Origin of the sequence: Streptomyces parvus, assembly GCF_032121415.1 — a bacterium.
Taxonomy (GTDB): domain Bacteria; phylum Actinomycetota; class Actinomycetes; order Streptomycetales; family Streptomycetaceae; genus Streptomyces; species Streptomyces globisporus_A.
Genome location: NZ_CP135079.1, coordinates 3,218,913 through 3,239,843, shown reverse-complemented (window position 1 = coordinate 3,239,843; position 20,931 = coordinate 3,218,913). Strand labels below are relative to the sequence as shown.

17 protein-coding genes, 4 tRNA genes and 1 pseudogene are annotated in these 20,931 nt (G+C 70.6%); 14 read left to right on the top strand and 8 right to left on the bottom strand.

Annotated features, from left to right (window positions below):
• Nucleotides 1-360: 360 nt before the first annotated feature.
• From purS to purM, 9 genes and pseudogenes are all read left to right on the top strand, one after another.
• Nucleotides 361-612, top strand: a complete 252-nt coding sequence (gene purS / locus RNL97_RS15500) for a phosphoribosylformylglycinamidine synthase subunit PurS (protein ID WP_010056446.1) — start codon at nucleotides 361-363, stop codon at nucleotides 610-612.
• Nucleotides 609-1,289: a phosphoribosylformylglycinamidine synthase subunit PurQ gene (gene purQ, locus RNL97_RS15495; RefSeq protein ID WP_030585597.1), complete on the top strand. Its 681-nt coding sequence runs from the start codon at nucleotides 609-611 to the stop codon at nucleotides 1,287-1,289. Before purS ends, purQ begins: the two co-directional genes overlap by 4 nt.
• Nucleotides 1,286-3,535 carry a phosphoribosylformylglycinamidine synthase subunit PurL gene (gene purL, locus RNL97_RS15490; RefSeq protein WP_030585594.1) on the top strand — a complete coding sequence of 750 codons (2,250 nt, stop codon included), beginning with the start codon at nucleotides 1,286-1,288 and terminating at the stop codon, nucleotides 3,533-3,535. Before purQ ends, purL begins: the two co-directional genes overlap by 4 nt.
• Nucleotides 3,536-3,676: 141 nt before the next feature.
• Nucleotides 3,677-3,804: pseudogene (locus RNL97_RS15485) on the top strand (ArsR family transcriptional regulator); the annotation flags it as partial.
• A gap of 39 nt (nucleotides 3,805-3,843) precedes the next feature.
• Nucleotides 3,844-4,737 (top strand): M23 family metallopeptidase, encoded by an 894-nt coding sequence (locus RNL97_RS15480; RefSeq protein WP_243314354.1) that lies wholly within the window; start codon nucleotides 3,844-3,846, stop codon nucleotides 4,735-4,737.
• Between the two features lie 10 nt (nucleotides 4,738-4,747).
• A complete protein-coding gene (locus RNL97_RS15475) occupies nucleotides 4,748-5,545 on the top strand; it encodes a maleylpyruvate isomerase family mycothiol-dependent enzyme (RefSeq protein WP_030585588.1) in 798 nt (265 codons plus the stop codon).
• A gap of 76 nt (nucleotides 5,546-5,621) precedes the next feature.
• A complete protein-coding gene (locus tag RNL97_RS15470) occupies nucleotides 5,622-6,461 on the top strand; it encodes an META domain-containing protein (RefSeq protein WP_313750807.1) in 840 nt (279 codons plus the stop codon).
• Nucleotides 6,462-6,792: 331 nt separating this feature from the next.
• Nucleotides 6,793-8,319 carry an amidophosphoribosyltransferase gene (gene purF, locus RNL97_RS15465; protein WP_030585582.1) on the top strand — a complete coding sequence of 509 codons (1,527 nt, stop codon included), beginning with the start codon at nucleotides 6,793-6,795 and terminating at the stop codon, nucleotides 8,317-8,319.
• A gap of 60 nt (nucleotides 8,320-8,379) precedes the next feature.
• The gene (gene purM, locus RNL97_RS15460; protein ID WP_030585579.1) at nucleotides 8,380-9,453 is read left to right on the top strand and encodes a phosphoribosylformylglycinamidine cyclo-ligase; all 1,074 of its coding nucleotides are present in this window, start codon (nucleotides 8,380-8,382) and stop codon (nucleotides 9,451-9,453) included.
• A 146-nt stretch (nucleotides 9,454-9,599) separates the two neighbouring features.
• Here the strand turns inward: purM and RNL97_RS15455 are convergent, their stop codons facing one another.
• Both RNL97_RS15455 and RNL97_RS15450 read right to left on the bottom strand, forming a co-directional pair.
• Entirely contained in the window at nucleotides 9,600-9,857 is a 258-nt protein-coding gene (locus RNL97_RS15455) for a DUF3073 domain-containing protein (protein WP_006125824.1), read from the bottom strand.
• Nucleotides 9,858-10,138: 281 nt separating this feature from the next.
• The gene (locus RNL97_RS15450; protein WP_030585576.1) at nucleotides 10,139-11,230 is read right to left on the bottom strand and encodes a Leu/Phe/Val dehydrogenase; all 1,092 of its coding nucleotides are present in this window, start codon (nucleotides 11,228-11,230) and stop codon (nucleotides 10,139-10,141) included.
• 175 nt (nucleotides 11,231-11,405) lie between these two features.
• On the opposite strand from RNL97_RS15450, the gene RNL97_RS15445 reads away from it, so the two are divergent.
• A complete protein-coding gene (locus RNL97_RS15445; protein WP_243314352.1) occupies nucleotides 11,406-12,251 on the top strand; it encodes a hypothetical protein in 846 nt (281 codons plus the stop codon).
• 656 nt (nucleotides 12,252-12,907) lie between these two features.
• Complete coding sequence (bldC, locus tag RNL97_RS15440) at nucleotides 12,908-13,114, top strand: developmental transcriptional regulator BldC (RefSeq protein ID WP_003949541.1); 207 nt, start codon at nucleotides 12,908-12,910, stop codon at nucleotides 13,112-13,114.
• Between the two features lie 582 nt (nucleotides 13,115-13,696).
• Here bldC and RNL97_RS15435 read toward each other — a convergent pair.
• The 3 genes from RNL97_RS15435 to hrpA all read right to left on the bottom strand — a co-directional run bounded on the left by RNL97_RS15435 (nucleotide 13,697) and on the right by hrpA (nucleotide 18,258).
• Nucleotides 13,697-13,969 (bottom strand): DUF6274 family protein, encoded by a 273-nt coding sequence (locus RNL97_RS15435; protein WP_313750806.1) that lies wholly within the window; start codon nucleotides 13,967-13,969, stop codon nucleotides 13,697-13,699.
• A 153-nt stretch (nucleotides 13,970-14,122) separates the two neighbouring features.
• A tRNA-Asp gene (locus RNL97_RS15430) sits at nucleotides 14,123-14,197 on the bottom strand.
• Nucleotides 14,198-14,325: 128 nt separating this feature from the next.
• A complete protein-coding gene (gene hrpA, locus RNL97_RS15425) occupies nucleotides 14,326-18,258 on the bottom strand; it encodes an ATP-dependent RNA helicase HrpA (RefSeq protein WP_313750805.1) in 3,933 nt (1,310 codons plus the stop codon).
• A gap of 132 nt (nucleotides 18,259-18,390) precedes the next feature.
• Between hrpA and RNL97_RS15420 the strand changes: the two genes are divergently transcribed.
• From RNL97_RS15420 to RNL97_RS15410, 3 genes are all read left to right on the top strand, one after another.
• A complete protein-coding gene (locus RNL97_RS15420) occupies nucleotides 18,391-18,873 on the top strand; it encodes a hypothetical protein (RefSeq protein WP_030585567.1) in 483 nt (160 codons plus the stop codon).
• 72 nt (nucleotides 18,874-18,945) lie between these two features.
• Nucleotides 18,946-19,740, top strand: a complete 795-nt coding sequence (locus tag RNL97_RS15415; RefSeq protein WP_313750804.1) for a DsbA family protein — start codon at nucleotides 18,946-18,948, stop codon at nucleotides 19,738-19,740.
• Complete coding sequence (locus RNL97_RS15410; protein ID WP_243314350.1) at nucleotides 19,737-20,606, top strand: cytochrome c biogenesis CcdA family protein; 870 nt, start codon at nucleotides 19,737-19,739, stop codon at nucleotides 20,604-20,606. Before RNL97_RS15415 ends, RNL97_RS15410 begins: the two co-directional genes overlap by 4 nt.
• 41 nt (nucleotides 20,607-20,647) lie before the next feature.
• On the opposite strand, the gene RNL97_RS15405 is transcribed toward RNL97_RS15410, so the two are convergent.
• The 3 genes from RNL97_RS15405 to RNL97_RS15395 form a co-directional block, all read right to left on the bottom strand.
• Nucleotides 20,648-20,721 (bottom strand) — tRNA-Phe (locus RNL97_RS15405).
• A 22-nt stretch (nucleotides 20,722-20,743) separates the two neighbouring features.
• A tRNA-Asp gene (locus tag RNL97_RS15400) sits at nucleotides 20,744-20,818 on the bottom strand.
• A 38-nt stretch (nucleotides 20,819-20,856) separates the two neighbouring features.
• Nucleotides 20,857-20,929, bottom strand: a tRNA-Glu gene (locus RNL97_RS15395).
• Nucleotides 20,930-20,931: the final 2 nt, after the last annotated feature.

The window sequence follows — 20,931 nt, the reverse complement described above, 5'->3', positions numbered from 1 at the left end:
GCTGCCGGGCGGGCGGAAGCGGATCGACGAGATGTCGACTGTTCCGTTGTCCCCGGGGCAATGCTGCTTTCCCCGGTAATCATTTGTACAGCGGCGGGTACCGCATTGTGAAGCCCAGCCAATTACTTGCGCGTGTCCGTGTGCAATCCGTGTGCAATCCGGGCGGGTTTTTCCCAAAGCTTTTCCGTGCGGTGTCGCGGCCGATATGCGGACGTGATCTGCGCGGCGCCCTCATCGGGCCCGTCCTGCCCGATATCTACCCGCGTAGAAATTTTGGCCAGGTACGCTGAGTGGACCCGCGGGGGTCTGGGGAACCCCCCGGAGAGACAGCCGCACCACACCACCACACCGGGAGTGCCAGTGGCACGCGTCGTAGTCGACGTCATGCTCAAGCCCGAGATCCTCGACCCGCAGGGACAGGCGGTGCAGCGCGCACTGCCCCGTCTCGGCTTCGAGGGAATCGCGGACGTTCGTCAGGGAAAGCGTTTCGAGCTGGAGGTCGAGGGGCCGGTCGACGACGCCGCCCTCGCCCGTATTAACGAGATGGCCGAGACGTTCCTCGCCAACACCGTCATCGAGGACTTCGTCGTGAAGGTGGAGGAGGAGAAGTGACCACCCGTATCGGCGTCGTCACTTTTCCCGGCACCCTCGACGATCAGGACGCCCTGCGCGCCGTCCGTATCGCGGGCGCCGAGCCCGTATCCCTGTGGCACCGCGACAAGGACCTGCACCAGGTCGACGCGGTCGTCCTGGCCGGCGGTTTCTCCTACGGGGACTACCTCCGCGCCGGTGCCATCTCCCGCTTCTCGCCGGTGATGGAGACCCTCATCGAGCAGGCGAAGGCCGGGATGCCGGTCCTCGGCATCTGCAACGGTTTCCAGATCCTGACCGAGGCGCACCTGCTGCCCGGCGCGATGCTGCGCAACAACCACCTCCACTTCATCTGCCGCGACCAGAAGCTGCGGGTGGAGAACGCGGAGACCGCCTGGACCTCGGACTACAGCGCCGGCCAGGAGATCAGCGTCCCGCTGAAGAACATGGACGGCCGGTACACCGCCGACGAGCGCACGCTCGACGAGCTGGAGGCCGAGGGCCGCGTCGCCTTCCGCTACCTGGACGGCAACCCCAACGGCTCGCTCCGCGACATCGCGGGCATCACCAACGCCGCGGGCAACATCGTCGGCCTGATGCCGCACCCGGAGCACGCCGTGGAGCCGCTCGTCGGCACCGGCCGCACCGACGGCCTCGGTTTCTTCACCTCGATCATCAAGAAGCTGGTCAACGCATGAGCCTGGATACGGTCAAGCACGCGGCCGAGACCCCGGACGCCGCGCAGCCATGGAAGGAGCTCGGCCTCAAGGAGGACGAGTACGCCCGGATCCGCGAGATCCTGGGCCGCCGTCCCACCGGCGCCGAGCTCGCCATGTACTCCGTGATGTGGTCCGAGCACTGCTCGTACAAGAGCAGCAAGGTCCACCTCAAGCAGTTCGGCGAGAAGGTCCCCGAGAACGACGCGATGCTCGTCGGCATCGGCGAGAACGCGGGCGTCGTCGACGTCGGCCAGGGGTACGCGGTCACCTTCAAGGTCGAGTCGCACAACCACCCCTCGTACATCGAGCCCTACCAGGGCGCGGCCACCGGCATCGGCGGCATCGTCCGCGACATCCTCGCCATGGGCGCCCGTCCGGTCGCGGTCGTCGACCCGCTGCGCTTCGGCGCGGCCGACCACCCCGACACCAAGCGCGTCCTGCCGGGCGTCGTCGCGGGCATCGGCGGCTACGGCAACTGCCTGGGCCTGCCCAACATCGGCGGCGAGGTCGTCTTCGACTCCTGCTACCAGGGCAACCCGCTGGTCAACGCCGGCTGCATCGGCGTGATGAAGCACGAGGACATCCACCTCGCCCAGGCCTCGGGCCCCGGCAACAAGGTCATCCTGTACGGCGCCCGGACCGGCGGCGACGGCATCGGCGGCGTCTCCGTGCTGGCGAGCGAGACCTTCGAGTCGACGGGCCCCGCCAAGCGGCCCGCCGTCCAGGTCGGCGACCCGTTCCAGGAGAAGCTCCTCATCGAGTGCACCCTGGAGATCTTCAAGGAGAAGCTCGTCGCGGGCATCCAGGACCTCGGCGGCGCCGGGCTCTCCTGCGCCACCAGCGAGCTGGCCTCCGCCGGCTCCGGCGGTATGCGCGTCGAGCTGGACACCGTGCCGCTGCGCGACTCCTCCCTCTCGCCCGAGGAAATCCTCATGAGCGAGTCGCAGGAGCGCATGTGCGCGATCGTCGAGCCGCAGCACGTGGACCGCTTCCTGGAGATCTGCGAGAAGTGGGACGTCATCGCCACCGTCATCGGTGAGGTCACCGACGGCTCGCAGCTGGAGATCTTCTGGCACGGCGAGCAGATCGTGGACGTACCCCCGCGCTCGGTCGCCCACGACGGCCCGGTCTACCAGCGCCCGTTCGCCCGGCCGTCCTGGCAGGACGCGCTCCAGGCGGACGACGCGGGCAAGCTCGCCCGCCCGGCGAACGCCGCCGAGCTGCGCGAGCAGGTCCTCAAGCTGGTCGCATCCCCGAACCAGGCCTCGAAGTCCTGGATCACCGACCAGTACGACCGCTTCGTGCAGGGCAACACCGTCCTCGCGATGCCCGAGGACGCGGGCATGGTCCGCATCGACGCCGAGTCGAACCTGGGCGTGGCGCTGGCGACCGACGGCAACGGCCGGTACGCCAAGCTCGACCCGTACACCGGCGCGCAGCTCGCGCTGGCGGAGTCGTACCGCAACGTCGCCGCCTCCGGCGCCAAGCCGCTGGCCATCTCGGACTGCCTGAACTTCGGTTCGCCCGAGGACCCGGACGTCATGTGGCAGTTCGCCGAGGCCACGCGCGGTCTCGCGGACGGCTGCCTGGAGCTTGGCACCCCGGTCACCGGCGGCAATGTCTCGCTGTACAACCAGACCGGTGAGACGGCGATCCACCCGACGCCGGTCGTGGCCGTGCTCGGTGTGATCGACGACGTGAACCGGCGGACGCCGATCGCCTTCGCGGAAGAGGGCCAGCTCCTCTACCTGCTGGGCGACACGGCTGAGGAGTTCGGCGGCTCGGCCTGGTCCGAGGTCGTCCACAACCACCTCGGCGGCCTGCCGCCCAAGGTGGACCTGGCCCGCGAGAAGCTGCTCGCGGAGATCCTCATTTCGGCCTCGCGCGACGGCATGATCGACGCCGCGCACGACCTGAGCGACGGCGGCCTGATCCAGGCGGTCACCGAGTCCTGCCTGCGCGGCGGGCAGGGTGCCCGGCTGGTCGTGCCGGACGGCCTGGACGCGTTCACGTTCCTCTTCTCCGAGTCGGCGGGCCGCGCGGTCGTCGCGGTCCCGCGCAGCGAGGAGCTCCGCTTCACCGACATGTGCGGGGCGCGCGGTCTGCCCGTCGCCCGCATCGGTGTCGTGGACGGCGAGGAGATCGAGATCCAGGGCGAGTTCTCCATCCCGCTGAGCGAGCTGCGTACGGCGCACGAGACGACGATCCCCGCGCTGCTCGCCTGAGCCGCGCGCCCACCGGCGTTCTCGAAGCCCCCGTCCGGGTCGTCCGGGCGGGGGCTTCGGCTTTCTCCGCAGACTGTTGTCAGGGATTGCGCAATTGCGTAAGGCTGGTTCCATGGAGCAGCGCGTCGCCGGGCTGGAGCGGCGGGAGAGATCTACCACCACCCGCGCCAACTGACCGGCGCGGGCGGGCTGCACGCGGCGGGGCGCGGCAGGAGGTGCCGCCCGCCCGGGTCGTGCCGCTGCTGGTGCGGGCGGCGGCGCGGCCCTGAAGTCGACCAGAGCCTTCGGAGCACCAGGGGGAAATGACCATGTCCGCGTCCGCCCGCAAAGCCCTTCCGGTCGCCATGCGGCTGTCCTGGCTGGTCCTCTTCGCGCTGATGATCGGCGAGTTCGTCACGGACCTGCCCGGACCGGGCTGGGCGACCACCTTCCTGCCCGCGATGATCGTGCTCGCCCTCATGGTGGCGACGACGGCCCTGCAGGCCCGGGCCGCCGCTCCCCGGGGCGAGCCGAGGTCCCCGGTCGAGGTCGAACCGCCGGTCACCGGCCGCTGGACGGCCCTCAACAGCCCGGTGGACCAGGTGCCGAGCCACGGGACGCACGTGTACGGGCAGACGTACGCGATCGACATCGTGGCCGATCCGGAGACGGGGGAGGGGGAGGCCCCGGCCCGGCCGGAGTTCCGCCGGCTCTGGCCGCCCTTCCGCCGCAACCGCGCCTTCCCGGCCTTCGGCGCCCCGCTGCTGGCGGTGGCCGACGCCACGGTCGTGGCCGCGAGCGACGGCCAGCGCGACCACTTGAGCCGGAGCTCGCTCCTGGGGCTCGTCTACCTGATGCTCATCGAGGGCAACATCCGCTCGATCGCCGGCGCGCACCGGGTCATCGGCAACCACGTGATCCTCGGCCTCGGCGACGGCACGTACGCCGTCTACGCGCACGCCCGGCGCGGCTCGCTCCGGGTGAAGGCCGGGGACACCGTCCGGGCCGGGCAGCAGATCGCGCGGTGCGGCAACTCCGGCAACAGCTCCGAACCGCATCTCCACGTCCACCTGATGGACAGCCCGGACCTGGACGACGCCCGGGGTGTCCCGTTCACCTGGCGGGGCGTCGGAGTCCCGGCGAACGGCGAGACGTTCACCGTGGCCGCCGCCGGGGAGCCCGCCGCACCGGTCCGGCCCGGGAATGTCGGCGGTGCCGGTTAGTCTCGGCCCCATGCCCCCGGCCAAGAAGCGCCCGCGCGCCTACGACCACCTCAGGACCCGGACGGCGGTCCTCGCCCAGTACGCCCATGTGCGCGACGCCGTCGCCGCGCTGACGCCGCGGCAGCTCGCCCGGCCGACCCGGCTCGGCGACTGGACGGTGCGCGATCTGGTCGCGCACATCGCGCAGGGGCTCGGCTCGGTCAGCCGGGACCTGGCCCTGCCGGAGCCGCCGGGACCCAAGCCCGCGACCACCCTCCTGGAGTGGCCGCCGGCCGTCGCGGCAGTCGTCAGGGACCCCGAGGCCCCCGCCCCGGCAGCCGCCCACCCCGATCTCCTCGCGCTGTACGGGGAGGTGGAGGCGGCCTTCGTCGCGGACGTCCCCGACTCCGGCACGGGGGACCGGCTGCTGCCCACCCGGGTCGGCTCCATGCGGCTGGCGGACTACCTGGTCACCCGGACCGTCGAGCTGATCGTCCACACGGACGACCTGAACGAGGCGCTCGGGCTGGAGATCCCCTACGACCGGCAGGCGCTGGCGGCCTGCACCCGGCTGCTGGCGGACACCCTCGCGGACCGGGCGCCGGGCGGTTCGGTCGAGGTGCGCGTCCCCCCGTTCGCGGTGGTCCAGTGCATCGGCGGGCCCAAGCACACCCGGGGCACCCCGCCCAATGTCGTGGAGACCTCCCCGCTGACCTGGATCCGGCTCGCCACCGGGCGTACGGAGTGGGCGCGGGCCCTGGACGGAGCCGAGGTCAGCGCCAGTGGGGAGCGGGCCGACCTGGCCGCGCTGCTCCCGCTGCTGCGCTGAGCCGGCCGCCCGGCGGCGGAGCGGGCGGAACCGGATCGGACCCTCGTACCGTCACATCGCCATGCACACACAACGGATGACCCTCAGCGTCAGTGTCCTGGCCCTCCTCGCCCTCGCCGCCTGCGGTACGGAGTCGGGTTCCGGCTCCGGCAAGGGATCCGGCGACGGCGGTGACACCGTGCAGAGCGATGTCCCCGTCACCGGCGTGGCGTGGAGCGTCGACTCGGTGACCGTCGGCGGGAAGAAGACCGAGGCTCCGGAGGGGGCCCGCCTGGAGATCGACCGGAACGGCCGCGCCACCGCGGACTTCGGCTGCAACCACATCAGCGTGGACGCCCGGGTGAAGGGTGACCGGATCACCCTGGGCAAGCCGGTCACCACGCAGATGGCGTGCGACGTGAAGACCGAGAAGTTCGAGAAGGCCGCCATCGACGCCATGGGCGGTGAGCACACCGCGAAGCTCTCCGGCGACAAGCTGACCCTCACCACCGAAAGCGGGGACAGCATGGCGCTCAGCGAGGAGAAGCCGGCCGACCTGGTGGGGACCAGGTGGACGGTGAACACGCTGCTCGACGGGGAGACCGCCACCACCGTGCCGGCGGACCTGCCGAAGGAGCGGACGCCGCACCTGACCTTCGCCGAGGACGGCACCGTACGCGGCAACGCCGGCTGCAACTCCTTCAGCGGCAAGGCCACGGTCAAGGGCTCCACGGTCGTCTTCGGGCCCACGGTCAGCACCCGCAAGATGTGCCCGGGGGCCGAGATGGAGACGGAGCGCGCCGTGCTCGCCGCCCTCAAGGGCACGAGGACGTACACGATCAAGGGCAGCACGCTCACCCTCGCTGCCGACGACGGCAAGGGGATCGGTGCCACGGCCGCACCCGCCGGGGCCGAAAACAGCTCCCAGCACGGCTGAACCCGGCTCCCCGGTGTGAGGCTCACCACGAAACGAGCGTTCGGCCAGCGGCCCGGACCAAGATCGGCCGGGTTCACCGAGCGCCACGGTCACTCGCCCGCCGCCCAGCAGGGCTACCCGTCGGTAACCAGCCGTTCGGCCCGGAAGTGAGCGCCGCGTCCGTCCCGGGCGCTCCGCACCCTCCGGGCGGGCGTCACGCAGGGTCACCGACCGAAGTCCCGCGAATCGCCCGCCCCGGGCGGCGGGCGGGCCCGTTCCCCGTGCTCCACCGCGCGTTTGCCGCCCGGTCCCCAATTCGGACCAGTGGTCGATCTCGCCTACACTCGGTGCCGTGCCCCGTGGTGATGGACGACTCAACCACGACCTGCTCCCCGGAGAGAAAGGCCCCCAGGACGCTTGCGGCGTCTTCGGTGTCTGGGCTCCGGGTGAAGAGGTCGCCAAGCTCACCTATTTCGGACTGTATGCCCTGCAGCACCGCGGACAGGAATCCGCGGGCATCGCAGTGAGCAACGGGTCCCAGATCCTGGTCTTCAAGGACATGGGACTGGTCTCGCAGGTCTTCGACGAAACGTCTCTGGGTTCCCTCCAGGGCCATATCGCGGTCGGTCATGCCCGCTACTCCACCACCGGTGCCTCGGTGTGGGAGAACGCGCAGCCGACGTTCCGTGCCACCGCGCACGGCTCGATCGCCCTCGGCCACAACGGGAACCTGGTCAACACCGCCCAGCTCGCGGAGATGGTCGCCGACCTCCCGCGCAAGGACGGCCGCGCCACCCAGGTCGCCGCGACCAACGACACCGACCTGGTGACCGCGCTGCTCGCCGGACAGCGCGACGAGAACGACAAGCCGCTCACCATCGAGGAAGCCGCCGCCAAGGTGCTCCCCGACGTGAAGGGCGCCTTCTCGCTCGTCTTCATGGACGAGCACACGCTCTACGCCGCCCGCGACCCACAGGGCATCCGCCCGCTGGTGCTCGGCCGGCTGGAGCGCGGCTGGGTGGTCGCTTCGGAGTCCGCCGCACTCGACATCTGCGGCGCCAGCTACGTACGCGAGATCGAGCCGGGCGAGCTCATCGCCATCGACGAGAACGGTCTGCGCACGTCCCGATTCGCGGAAGCGAAGCCCAAGGGCTGTGTCTTCGAGTACGTCTACCTGGCCCGCCCCGACACCGACATCGCCGGGCGGAACGTCTACCTCTCCCGCGTGGAGATGGGCCGGAAACTGGCCGCCGAGGCCCCCGTCGAGGCGGATCTCGTCATAGCGACCCCGGAATCCGGCACCCCCGCCGCGATCGGGTACGCGGAAGCCAGCGGCATCCCGTTCGGCGCCGGACTGGTCAAGAACGCCTACGTCGGCCGGACCTTCATCCAGCCCTCGCAGACCATCCGCCAGCTCGGCATCCGGCTCAAGCTCAACCCGCTGAAGGAAGTCATCAAGGGCAAGCGCCTGGTGGTCGTCGACGACTCGATCGTCCGCGGCAACACCCAGCGCGCCCTGGTCCGGATGCTCCGCGAGGCCGGCGCCGCCGAGATCCACATCCGGATCTCCTCGCCGCCGGTGAAGTGGCCCTGCTTCTTCGGGATCGACTTCGCCACCCGCGCCGAGCTGATCGCCAACGGCATGACCGTCGACGAGATCTGCACCTCCATGGGCGCCGACTCGCTCGCGTACATCTCGATCGACTCGATGATCGAGGCGACGACGATCGACAAGCCGAACCTCTGCCGCGCCTGCTTCGACGGTGAGTACCCCATGGACCTCCCGGACCCGGAGCTGCTCGGCAAGCAGCTGCTGGAGACCGAGCTGGCGGCGGGCCCCGCGGCGACCGCCGCGGCCGACGCGCTGCGCCGTCCGTGACCCGGACGCGCCGCGCCCCCTCCCACCAGCCCCGTATCTCCACACGAAAGATCCCAGGCCATGTCTGAGACAACAGGTGCTTCCTACGCGGCGGCCGGCGTCGACATCGAAGCCGGTGACCGCGCCGTCGAGCTGATGAAGGAGTGGGTGAAGAAGACCCAGCGCCCCGAGGTCGCCGGCCTCGGCGGACTCGGCGGCTTCGCCGGCCTCTTCGACGCCTCGGCGTTTCTGCGCTACGAGCGCCCGCTGCTGGCCTCCGCCACCGACGGTGTGGGCACCAAGGTGGACCTGGCCCGCCAGATGGGCGTGTACGACACCATCGGCCACGACCTCGTCGGCATGGTCGTGGACGACCTCGTCGTCTGCGGTGCCGAGCCGCTGTTCATGACCGACTACATCTGCGTCGGCAAGGTGCACCCCGAGCGGGTCGCGGCCATCGTGAAGGGCATCGCCGAAGGCTGCGTCCTGGCGGGCTGCGCGCTGGTCGGCGGCGAGACGGCCGAGCACCCGGGCCTGCTGGGCCCGGACGACTTCGACGTCGCCGGAGCCGGTACGGGCGTGGTGGAGGCCGACCGCCTGCTCGGCCCGGACCGTATCCGCAAGGGTGACGCGGTCATCGCCATGGCGTCCTCCGGTCTTCACTCGAACGGGTACTCGCTCGTCCGCCACGTGGTCTTCGACCGGGCCGGATGGTCCCTGGACCGCGAGGTCGAGGAGTTCGGTCGCACGCTCGGGGAGGAGCTCCTGGAGCCCACCCGGATCTACTCCCTGGACTGCCTGGCCCTCACCCGTACGACCGAGGTGCACGGCTTCAGCCACGTCACCGGCGGCGGCCTGGCCAACAACCTGGCCCGGGTCATCCCGGACGGCCTGCACGCCACCGTGGACCGCTCCACGTGGACGCCGGGCGCGGTCTTCGACCTGGTCGGCAAGGCCGGGAACGTGGAGCAGCTGGAGCTGGAGAAGACGCTCAACATGGGCGTCGGCATGATCGCGATCGTCCCCGCCGACTCGGTGGACGCGGCCCTGACGACGCTGGCCGACCGCGGGGTCGACTCCTGGGTCGCCGGTGAGATCACCGACCGCGGCGACCACGCGACGGGCGCCGAGCTGACCGGGGCCTACGCACGCTAGGCACCTCGTGCGGTGGTGGGCCGGGCGGACCGCCCGGCCCACCGGGCACGGACCGGACCCCGGCGCGCACCGCGCGCAGCCCGGACCGGGACACACAGAACCCGGCCCGGGGCAGGCCCGGACCGGGTTGAAGTGTCAGCGCGAGGTCAAGCGCCGCGGCGCTGTGACGACGGACCGGACTGGTCGTCCTGATCGTCGTCATCGTCCTGGTTGTAGCGATCCGCGTACTGTGCGTACGGGTCATCTTCCTCGTCGTCGTCCTCGAACGGCTCTGCGTTCGGTGGCTGACTCGAAGGCGATGCGCCCAGCTCATTGGCCAGACGCGACAGGTCCGTCCCGCCGCTGCTGTACTTCAGCTGGCGGGCGACCTTGGTCTGCTTGGCCTTTGCCCGGCCGCGCCCCATGGCTCGACCCCCTCGGTGACGGGGCTCGACGGCCCCAGAGTCTTGACACGCGTTCATGTTTCAGGACGGACTCTCGGTAGAGAGACCGCGCCCGTAGAGCTTTAACGGTACCTGCTTCCGTGGCCATACGGTACGCCGCCCGCATCCCGGTCCCCGGCACAGGGCCAGTGAGGAGCCCCGTCCTCGCTGGTCAACTGCGATTTTAACCTCTTGTGGAGGTACGACCCGCCGACCGGCGTGAGTCTTGTCTCGCCGGTCGGCGGTCACGGGCGGTCGGGCGGTCAGCGGGAGCGCGCCTCCGCCATCCGCTGCTCGGCGATCCGGTCGGCCGCCGCGGCCGGCGGAATCCCATCCGCCTTCGCACGTGCGAATATTTCCAGCGTGGTGTCGAAGATCTTCGTCGCCTTCGCCTTGCACCGGTCGAAGTCGAACCCGTGGAGCTCGTCGGCCACCTGGATCACGCCGCCTGCGTTGACCACGTAGTCGGGTGCGTAGAGAACCGACCGGTCGGCCAGGTCCTTCTCCACACCCGGGTGCGCCAGCTGGTTGTTGGCCGCGCCGCACACCACCTTCGCGGTGAGCACGGGGACGGTGTCGTCGTTCAGCGCGCCGCCGAGCGCGCACGGGGCGTAGATGTCCAGGCCCTCGGTACGGATCAGGGCGTCGGTGTCCGCCGCCACGGTGACCTCGGGGTGCAGGTCGGTGACCGCGCGCAGCGACTCCTCGCGGACGTCGGTGATCACGACCTCGGCCCCGTCGGAGAGCAGGTGCTCGACCAGGTGGCGGCCGACCTTGCCGACCCCGGCGACGCCGACCTTGCGGCCGCGCAGCGTCGGGTCGCCCCACAGGTGCTGGGCGGAGGCCCGCATGCCCTGGAAGACGCCGAACGCGGTGAGCACCGAGGAGTCGCCCGCGCCGCCGTTCTCGGGGGAGCGGCCGGTGGTCCAGCGGCACTCCCGGGCGACGACGTCCATGTCGGCGACATAGGTGCCGACGTCGCAGGCGGTGACGTAGCGGCCGCCGAGCGAGGCGACGAACCGGCCGTAGGCGAGGAGGAGTTCCTCGCTCTTGATCTTCTCCGGGTCGCCGATGATGACGGCCTTGCCGCCGCCGTGGTCGAGGCCGGCGAGGGCGTTCTTGTACGACATCCCGCGCGACAGGTTCAGCGCGTCGGCGACGGCGTCCGCCTCGGAGGCGTACGGGTAGAAGCGGGTACCGCCGAGGGCCGGGCCCAGGGCGGTGGAGTGGAGGGCGATGACGGCTTTGAGGCCGCTGGCACGGTCCTGGCAGATCACGACTTGCTCGTGGCCCCCCTGATCCGAGTGGAACAGGGTCTGCAGTACGTCAACGTGCCCGCTAGTCACATCGGTCACTGTGGTGACTCCCAAACAACGAAGCGGCGGAGGCCCTCCTGGGGGTGGGGAGAGCCCCGGACCGACCGGCACGGCCGGTCCGATGGGCAAGAGCGTAAGTCCTCCGGCGGCGGGGATCTGCCCCTGCGCGAAGGATCACTCCCCGGGGGTGCGGGGCCGTGACACGATGCGCTCCATGTCGGTGGTGTCTTCGGTGCTCGTCCCTTACACGTCCTACCTCCGGATCTACGAGCCGCTCGCCGCCTTCGCGGAGCCCGAGCGCAGCCACTGGGCGCGTTACGCGCAACGCGAGGAGCTCCCCACGGCCCAGGACGAACTGCGCCGCTCGCTGGCCGACTTGGTGGCGACGCCACCGGTCGGGGTGCCCGTGCACGAGAGCGGCGACGCGTTCGTGGCGGAGCTGGACGGGGTCGTGTGCGTCTGCCCGTGGCGGACCCGGCTGCGGGGCTGGCTGGCCCTGGAGGAGCTGGGGGGCATGTTTCCGGCCAACGTGCTCGACGCCGTGCTGCCCGCGGTGGTGCGCGGCCAGGCGGCGGCGGACCACGAGCGCTGGCAGCGGCTCCACCCGGACGCGCGGCCGTGGATCCGCACCACCGTGTGGCAGGTCCCGGTGCGCTGGTTCGTCCTCTTCCACGACGGGGAGCGGGAGTACGCGGCGGCGGACGGGGAGGGGGCAGGGCCCGTCCTGCGGTACCGGACGCGGATGGTCGAGGCCCGGCGCCGGCTGGCGCGGGCGCTGCGGACGCTGCGGGAGAGCGCCCCGGAAGGGCCGCTGGCCGAGGGCCTGGTGGACGTGGGGCGCTGGCTGGAGGAGTTCCATCCGCGCTCGCTGGTGGAGCTGGACTACGGGGGGCTCGTCCACGCGCTGCCGGCGGACCGGCTCGCCGGGGACCGGTCGGCGGCGGATGTGGCGGAGGGGCTCGCCGCGCTGCGGGACGGCGACAGTGAGGGCGCGGGGGAGGCGTACGCGCGGCTCGCGGAGCGCTGGCGGGCGGTCCGGGACCTCCAGTTCACCAATTGACGTGAAAAGGCCCACAGCGGCATCAAGGTGACGGAACCGGGGCATCCTTCATCCAGGACGAAAGGCCGGGGCGCGCAGAGGAGGGAGGAGGCGGGGCGGACGGACCGTGAACCGACGGGCGATCCGTGAACCGGTGTTCTGTGAACCGGCGTTCCGTGTGACGCGTGAGGTCTCATGGGGCGGGTGAGGCAGGGGCGTATGCCGCTGGGCCCGGGACCTACGTCCCGAACCGGGCCTTTGCCTCAAGCGTGATGGACAGCACTAACGGGGCCCTTGCGCCTATCCCTAACCCTCATGCCAAAATAGGACAAGGAGTCCGGGGAGGGCTCCTTCTGTCCAAGTAAGGGCAGAATGCTCGACATTGCGCTCTATGGGGGGTCTGACGACTCCTGATCGCTCTGTGACTGATCGTCACTGGGGCGTGACTGTCCGCTATGGCATGGTCCATCGGCTTCCGTCGCTGATGAACACCTGGGAGGGCAATTCCATCGGTTTGGCCGACGTGGCTGGACGGATGGTGTAGTTGTAGTGCCGAGGACAAGCCGTTCGTCCTATAACCGACTCGGCCCGCGTCCGCCATTTCGGGCAACGCGGGTCAAGGTGCAGAATTTAGAGGAAAGAACCGAGAAGGTTCGGTTCTCCCGAGGAGGCCGCTCATGACCGCTCGCACCCCTGATGCCGAGCCGCTGCTGACCCCGGCTGAGGTTGCCACGATGTTCCGCGTGGACCCGAAGACGGTCACCCGTTGGGCCAAGGCTGGCAAGCTCACGTCCATCCGCACGCTCGGTGGACATCGCCGGTACCGCGAGGCAGAGGTCCGCGCACTGCTTGCGGGTATTCCGCAGCAGCGCAGCGAGGCCTGACACACCCCTGCCGACCAGCGATAACAGCAGCACAGCAGTACCGCAGCACAGCGCAACATCCGGGCAGCTGCCAGGTCCCCCAACCCCAGCCGCCCGCCCATAGCTCCACTCGACGGACGCCTGCCCCAACGGGCGTCATACCTGTGTTCCACGGGTTTCGTCGTATCCGATCGCGCTGGACTCCGCCGGGTCCAGCGCGATCTTTTTATGCCCGGGCGGCGCATCTCCGGCCGGCTCCCGGACCGGTCGGATAACTCCTGAACGGGCTCTTCCGGCCGCTCCCGCGCCCGGACCGGCTCGGAGTCAGAACCGGGCGGTCGGTCGGCTTCAGGGGACCGACGGGGGCGTTCGTGGGTCTGTGGGCGGGTCTGTGCGGGAGTGTGGGTGAGCGTCCCGGACGCGGTGGGACAGCCCCGGACGGAACGGTCCCCGCGACTCCACGGCCCCCGTGCAATTGCACATATTAAATTCACCAGTTGTAGGGGAGGCGTAAAGCCCCCCGGTCTGAAAACTCTTTCGGTGACTACCGTCACATCACCTGATGCTTGCCAACTACGAGCCTGCCACTGTCCGAACGCGGAGTCACCCGGCCGATGGTCGTGTTGCCGGGGGTCTTTCGTCCTCGTCCCCGCCCGGTCGGCCGGGGGCGTCCTCACGGCCGCCGGGGGCGCCGGCGGGGTCCGGGGCGGTCTCGGCCGCTCCTGCGGGCTCCACGGTCGCCCCGGGCTCCATGGCGAGGCGCAGGAGGCGATGGCAGACCGTGCAGTGCCGGGTGAGATGGCCATAGGCGGAAGCGGCCGCCAGGTGGGCGCGCAGCAGTGCGCGGGTCTCATGTCGTGCTGCGGACGCTGACATACGAGCCACCTCCCGGCGGGCCCGGCCGTCCCCCGCCGCGAGAAGCGCCGGGGGTACGGATACGGCCTCTGCTTCTACGGGGTACCCGCGGCGGATGGGCACGTCAAGACGCGAGAAAGCCCGGATCGAAACGATCCGGGCTTTCTCCTGCTGCGGTCCTGACGGGATTTGAACCCGCGGCCTCCACCTTGACAGGGTGGCGAGCACTCCAAACTGCTCCACAGGACCAGGTTTTCGCTGCTTGCCTTGCGGCTTGCTGCGAAACCAGACTGTACAGGAGGTGGGAGGTCCAGGTCGACTTCACTCCTGGTGGTGACTCGGTCACCCGCCCCCCGGCCTCCTCCTGCGGCCCCGCGTCAGGGTGCGAGGGCGTCGATCGCCTTCACGATCCGCTTGTCCGAGACGGGGAACGCGGTGCCCAGTGCGTGGGCGAAGTAGCTGACCCGCAGCTCCTCGATCATCCAGCGGACGTCCAGCACCTCCTGCGGCACCGGCCTGCCCTGCGGGAACTGTTCGAGCAGCCAGGCGTACTCGTCCTGCATCTCGTGGACCTTCTCCATCCGGGTGGTGTCCCGCTGGACGGCCGTCGGCATCTGCTGGAGCCGCCGGTCGGCCGCCACGAGGTAGCGCATGAGGTCCGGCAGCCGGCGCAGCCCGGTGGCCGTAACGAAACCGGGCGGTACGAGACGGGCCAGCTGCTCCCGTACGTCCGTGACGTTGGCCACCAGCGTCAGGCTGTTCGTCGATTTCAGCCGGCGCTCGCAGGCCTGCCACGCGGTCAGGATCTGCTGCACCTGGTCGATCGTGCGGACGGTCAGGTCCACCAGGTCCGCGCGCACCTTGTCGTACAGCGTCCGGAACGCCTTCTCGTCCCACGCGGGCCCGCCGTGCGCGGCGATCAGCCGGTCGGCCGCGGCGGTCGCGCAGTCCTCGAAGAGGGCCTGCACCGAGCCGTGCGGATTACGGGACAGCGCCAGCTTCTGCTGGTTGCTCAGCCGGTCCGATGCGAACTTCGCCGGGTTCACCGGGATGTTCAGCATGATCAGCCGCCGGGTGCCGCGCCACATCGCCTGCTGCTGCTCGGCCTCGGTGTCGAAGAGCCGAACGGCGACGGTCTCGCCCTGGTCGACGAGGGCCGGGTACGCCTTCACCGGCTGGCCCGCCCGCCGGGTCTCGAAGACCTTGTTCAGCGTGCCGATCGTCCAGTCCGTGAGGCCCGAGCGCTCGATGGACTCCCCGGAGGGCCCCGCGGTCGCCGCGGCGGCCTTGGAGAGCGCCTGGCGGGCCTTCGGGCGCAGCTGGAGCTTCAGCGCCTCCAGGTCCTTGTCCTCGGCGACCTTCCGCCGCCGCTCGTCGACGATCCGGAACGTGATCTTGAGGTGGTCCGGAACGCGGGAGAGGTCGAAGTCGTCCGCCGTGACCGGGACGCCGACCATCCGCTGGAGCTCGCGGGCCAGGGTCTGCGGCAGCGGCTCCTGGAGCGGAACCGCCCGGTCCAGGAACTTGTCCGCGTAGTTCGGCGCGGGGACGTAGTGCCGGCGGATCGGCTTCGGCAGCGAGCGGATCAGCTCGGTGACGACCTCCTCGCGCAGCCCCGGAATCTGCCAGTCGAAGCCTTCCGGTGTGACCTGGTTGAGCACCTGGAGCGGCACGTGCACGGTCACCCCGTCCGCGTCCGCGCCGGGCTCGAACTGGTACGTCACCTTGAACTTGAGCTTCCCCTGCCGCCAGGAGTCCGGGTAGTCGTCCTTGGTGACGGCCCCGGCCTTCTCGTTGATGAGCATGGAGCGCTCGAAGTCGAGCGCGTCCGGCTCCTCGCGCCTCTTCTGCTTCCACCAGGAGTCGAAGTGCGCCCCGGACACGATGTGCTCGGGAATGCGCTGGTCGTAGAAGTCGAACAGGGTCTCGTCGTCCACCAGGATGTCGCGGCGACGGGCCCGGTGCTCCAACTCCTCGACCTCGCCGAGCAGTTTGCGGTTGTCGTGGAAGAACTGGTGATGGGTGCGCCAGTCGCCCTCGACCAGGGCGTTGCGGATGAACAGATCCCGCGAGGCCTCCTGGTCGATACGTCCGAAATTGACCTTGCGCTGGGCGACGATCGGCACGCCGTAGAGGGTGACCCGCTCGTACGCCATCACCGCCGCCTGGTCCTTCTCCCAGTGCGGCTCGCTGTAGGTGCGCTTCACCAGGTGCTGGGCCAGCGGCTCGATCCACTCAGGCTCGACCTTGGCGTTGACCCGCGCCCAGAGCCGGGAGGTCTCCACCAGCTCCGCCGACATCACGAACCGGGGCTGCTTCTTGAACAGCGCGGAGCCGGGGAAGATCGCGAACTTGGCGTTGCGCGCGCCCACGTACTCGTTCTTCTCGGTGTCCTTCAGCCCGATGTGTGACAGCAGCCCGGCCAGCAGCGAGGTGTGCACCGCCTGCTCGGGGATGGACGCCTCCGCCTTGGGCTCCTCGACGGTGATGCCCATCTGCTTGGCGACCGTCCGCAGCTGCGCGTAGATGTCCTGCCATTCGCGGATGCGCAGGAAGTTCAGATACTCCTGCTTGCACATCCGGCGGAACGAGGACGAGCCGCGCTCCTTCTGCTGCTCGCGGACATAGGCCCAGAGATTGAGAAAGGCGAGGAAGTCGGAGGTCTCGTCCTTGAACCGGGCGTGGTTCTGGTCGGCCTGCGTCTGCTTCTCAGCGGGCCGCTCGCGCGGGTCCTGGATGGAGAGCGCGGCGGCGATGACCATGACCTCGCGGGCGCAGCCGTTCTTGTCGGCCTCGATGACCATGCGGGCCAGGCGCGGGTCGACGGGCAGCTGGGAGAGCTTGCGGCCGAGCGGGGTGAGCCGCTTCTTCGGATCCTTCTCCACCGGGTCCAGGGCCCCCAGCTCCTGGAGGAGCTGGACGCCGTCGCGGATGTTGCGGTGGTCCGGCGGGTCGATGAAGGGGAACTTCTCGATGTCGCCGAGCCCGGCGGCGGTCATCTGGAGGATGACGGAGGCCAGGTTGGTCCGCAGGATCTCGGGATCGGTGAACTCCGGCCGGGTGACGAAGTCGTCCTCCGAGTACAGCCGGATGCAGATGCCGTCCGACGTACGGCCGCAGCGGCCCTTGCGCTGGTTGGCGCTGGCCTGGGAGATCCGCTCGATCGGCAGCCGCTGGACCTTGGTGCGGTGGCTGTAGCGGGAGATCCGGGCGTTGCCGGGGTCGATCACGTACTTGATGCCGGGGACGGTCAGCGAGGTCTCGGCGACGTTGGTCGCCAGGACGATGCGGCGTCCGGTGTGGCGCTGGAAGACGCGGTGCTGCTCGGCGTGCGAGAGGCGCGCGTAGAGGGGGAGCACCTCGGTATGTCTGAGGTTGCGCTTGTTCAGCGCGTCCGCCGTGTCCCGGATCTCGCGCTCGCCCGAGAGGAAGACCAGGACGTCGCCGGGGGCCTCGTGACCCAGCTCGTCGACGGCGTCGCAGATCGCGGTGATCTGGTCCCGGTCGGAGTCCTCGCTGTCCTCTTCGAGGAGGGGCCGGTAACGGACTTCGACGGGGTACGTCCGCCCGCTGACCTCCACGATCGGGGCGTCCCCGAAGTGGCGCGCGAACCGCTCGGGGTCGATCGTCGCCGAGGTGATGACGACCTTCAGGTCGGGGCGGCGGGGCAGCAGCCGGGCCAGGTAGCCGAGCAGGAAGTCGATGTTGAGGGACCGCTCGTGGGCCTCGTCGATGATGATCGTGTCGTACGCCAGCAGCTCGCGGTCCGTCTGGATCTCGGCGAGCAGGATGCCGTCCGTCATCAGCTTCAGATACGTCGACTCCGGGCTCACCTGGTCGGTGAAGCGGACCTTCCAACCGACCGTCTCGCCCAGCGGCGTCTTCAGCTCGTCCGCGACGCGCTCCGCGACCGTACGGGCGGCGATCCGGCGGGGCTGGGTGTGCCCGATCATGCCCCGGACGCCGCGCCCCAGCTCCATGCAGATCTTCGGGAGCTGCGTGGTCTTCCCGGATCCGGTCTCCCCGGCGACGATCACGACCTGGTGGTCGCGTATCGCCTCCAGGATCTCGTCCTTCTTCTGGCTGACCGGCAGCTCTTCCGGGTACGACAGGGCGGGCAGCCGGGCCGCTCGCGCCGCGAGCCGTTCGGCCGCCTTGCCCGCCTCGGCCGCGATCTCGTCCAGCACGGACTGGCGGGCCTCGGGCTTGCGGATGCGGCGCGCTCCTTCGAGGCGCCGGCCGAGCCGGTTCGCGTCGCGGAGCGAGAGCTGACCGAGCTGGGACTGGAGATCGGCGAAGGAAGTAGACATACGGATCCCAGGATCTCACCCGGGCCCGTGGGGAGGCGACCTCATTTCGCGCGGGCTGCGTCACGCGGCACGTACCATTTCGGGCAGTCGGACGCTCCGTAACCGCCGCGCACGCGAGAAAGGCCCGGTCCCGTGTCCCGTACGCAGCAGTGGTGCAGCCTGACGGCGCTGCTCGCGGTGGTGCTGGGGCTGCTGTGCGGACCGGCGGCGTCCACCGCCGCCGGGGCGGGGGACGCCGCCGGGCCGGTGGTCCACGCGGCGCAGGGCCGGGGGCAGGCGCCGCACCCGGTTGACGCCCTGGCTCGGGACAGGGCCCAGGGCTCGGCCCCGGCCCAGGCGCCGCACCGGACCCGGGTTCCGGGCCACGCCCCGGTGGCCGAGGCCGCCGGTGCGGGCGCCCCGGTCCCCGGCTGCGGGAAGCTCCGTGATCACGACGGTGAGCCCGCCGTCCCCTCCCGCGCCCGGTCCGTCCACGACCACGCTCCGGGTCTCGCGCCGTGGGGGCTGCCCGCCGCGACGGGCGCGCTGCCGGCCGAGCCGCCGCCGGGGATACGGGTCCGCGCCCCCCTTCCGTACACCCCGACCCCCGTCGAACTCTCCGTGCTGCGGGTGTAGGGGATGCCCGGCGGGCACCCGCCCGCCCGCGCCGTCCGCCCTTCCTCCCGCATCACCAGCACGGAGTGCCGCATGCCCACGCCCAAGAACCCGAAGTCCTCGAAGTCCGCGAACGCGCGCAAGCCCCTCGTCTACGGCGCGGCGGTCGTCGTCGCGGCCGGTCTCCTCGGCTTCGCGTCGTACAGGGCCACCGCCCCCGGCACCACCTCGAAGGACACCGCCACCACCGGCCCCGCCGCCGAGGTCTCCGCCGACCCGGACGCGGGCGTCTACCCGGAGCTGGCGAAGCTCGCCCGCCGGGACGCCGGCGACAAGCTGGCCATCGGCCCGGCGAACGCCCCGGTCGTCCTGATCGAGTACGCCGACTTCAAGTGCGGCTACTGCGGCAAGTTCGCCCGGGACACCGAGCCGGAACTGATCGGGAAGTACGTGAAGGACGGCACGCTGCGCATCGAGTGGCGCAACTTCCCGATCTTCGGCGAGGAGTCCGAGAACGCCGCGCGCGGCGCCTGGGCCGCCGGGCAGCAGAACCGCTTCTGGGAGTTCCACCGCGCCGCCTACGCCGAGGGGTCGAAGGAGAAGGGCTTCGGCAAGGACCGGGTGAAGGTGCTCGCCCAGGAGGCCGGGGTGAAGGACCTGGACCGGTTCATGAAGGACCTCGACGGCGACGCGGCGCGTGCGTCGGTCGAGAAGGACCAGGAGCAGGCGTACGGGATCGGCGCCACGTCCACCCCGTCGTTCCTGATCAACGGCCGCCCGATCGCGGGCGCCCAGCCGGACGAGACGTTCACCCGGGCCATCGAGGCCGCGGCCGAGCAGGCGAAGGCCACGGGGGCGGCGGGCCGGGCCGGGGAGCCCGCCAAGTGACGGCGGACATCGGCTACTTCGCGGCCTTCCTCGGCGGGCTGCTCGCCCTGGTCAGCCCGTGCAGTGCCCTGCTGCTCCCGGCCTTCTTCGCGTACTCCATCGACTCCACCTCCCGGCTGCTGGCCCGCACCGGCATCTTCTACGCCGGGCTCGCCACCACCCTCGTCCCGCTCGGCGCGGCCGGTTCGTACGCCGGGCGGCTGTTCTACGGCCACCGCGACGCCCTCGTCACCGGGGCGGGCTGGCTGATCATCGTGCTCGGTCTCGCGCAGATCGTCGGCCTCGGCTTCGCCTCCCGGCGGATGGCCGAGCTCAGCGGCCGGATCCGCCCCACCACGGCGTTCTCCGTCTACGCGCTGGGCGCGGTCTACGGCCTGGCCGGATTCTGCGCGGGCCCGATCCTCGGCAGCGTGCTGACCGTCGCGGCGGTCAGCGGGAGCCCGGTCTACGGCGGGCTGCTGCTGGCGGTCTACGCCCTGGGCATGGCCGTGCCGCTGTTCCTGCTCGCCCTGCTCTGGGAACGCTTCGACCTCGGCCGCCGGACCTGGCTGCGCGGCCGGGCCGTCCGGCTCGGACGGTTCGAGCTGCACACCACGTCGCTGCTGTCGGGGCTGTTCTTCATCGGCCTCGGCGCGCTGTTCCTCGCCTACGACGGGACGACCGCGCTGCCCGGCCTGCTCGGGGTCGACGACTCGTTCGCGGTCGAGCAGTGGGCGCAGCGGCTCGGCGAACGGGTGCCGGACGGGGTCGCGCTGGTGGCGGTGGTGCTCGTGGCGCTGTCGGCCCTGGGCGTACGGGCCTGGCGGCGGCGCGACGCCGGTGTGCCGGCGGAGCGGCAGGAGGGGGCGGAGACCGAGAAGGTGTGACACGGCGAAGGCCCCGTCCGGTGGACGGGGCCTTCGTGAAGTGGCTGGGGCCGGGATCGAACCGGCGACCTATCGCTTTTCAGGCGATCGCTCGTACCAACTGAGCTACCCAGCCACGCAGCCGCTGGGGCTGCAAGCGGTCCTGACGGGATTTGAACCCGCGGCCTCCACCTTGACAGGGTGGCGAGCACTCCAAACTGCTCCACAGGACCAAGCAATGTGCGAAACAAGTCTCGCACACGGTGAAACGTGCCCCCAACGGGATTCGAACCCGTGCTACCGCCTTGAAAGGGCGGCGTCCTGGGCCACTAGACGATGAGGGCTA

Coding starts and splice junctions, on each gene's coding strand:
- RNL97_RS15470 (WP_313750807.1), top strand. CDS start 5,622: ATGACCCTCAGCGTCAGTGTCCTGGCCCTCCTCGCCCTCGCCGCCTGC.
- bldC (WP_003949541.1), top strand. CDS start 12,908: ATGACCGCTCGCACCCCTGATGCCGAGCCGCTGCTGACCCCGGCTGAG.
- hrpA (WP_313750805.1), bottom strand. CDS start 18,258: ATGTCTACTTCCTTCGCCGATCTCCAGTCCCAGCTCGGTCAGCTCTCG.
- RNL97_RS15455 (WP_006125824.1), bottom strand. CDS start 9,857: ATGGGGCGCGGCCGGGCAAAGGCCAAGCAGACCAAGGTCGCCCGCCAG.
- RNL97_RS15445 (WP_243314352.1), top strand. CDS start 11,406: ATGTCGGTGGTGTCTTCGGTGCTCGTCCCTTACACGTCCTACCTCCGG.
- RNL97_RS15415 (WP_313750804.1), top strand. CDS start 18,946: ATGCCCACGCCCAAGAACCCGAAGTCCTCGAAGTCCGCGAACGCGCGC.
- purM (WP_030585579.1), top strand. CDS start 8,380: ATGTCTGAGACAACAGGTGCTTCCTACGCGGCGGCCGGCGTCGACATC.
- RNL97_RS15480 (WP_243314354.1), top strand. CDS start 3,844: ATGTCCGCGTCCGCCCGCAAAGCCCTTCCGGTCGCCATGCGGCTGTCC.
- RNL97_RS15475 (WP_030585588.1), top strand. CDS start 4,748: ATGCCCCCGGCCAAGAAGCGCCCGCGCGCCTACGACCACCTCAGGACC.
- purL (WP_030585594.1), top strand. CDS start 1,286: ATGAGCCTGGATACGGTCAAGCACGCGGCCGAGACCCCGGACGCCGCG.
- RNL97_RS15435 (WP_313750806.1), bottom strand. CDS start 13,969: ATGTCAGCGTCCGCAGCACGACATGAGACCCGCGCACTGCTGCGCGCC.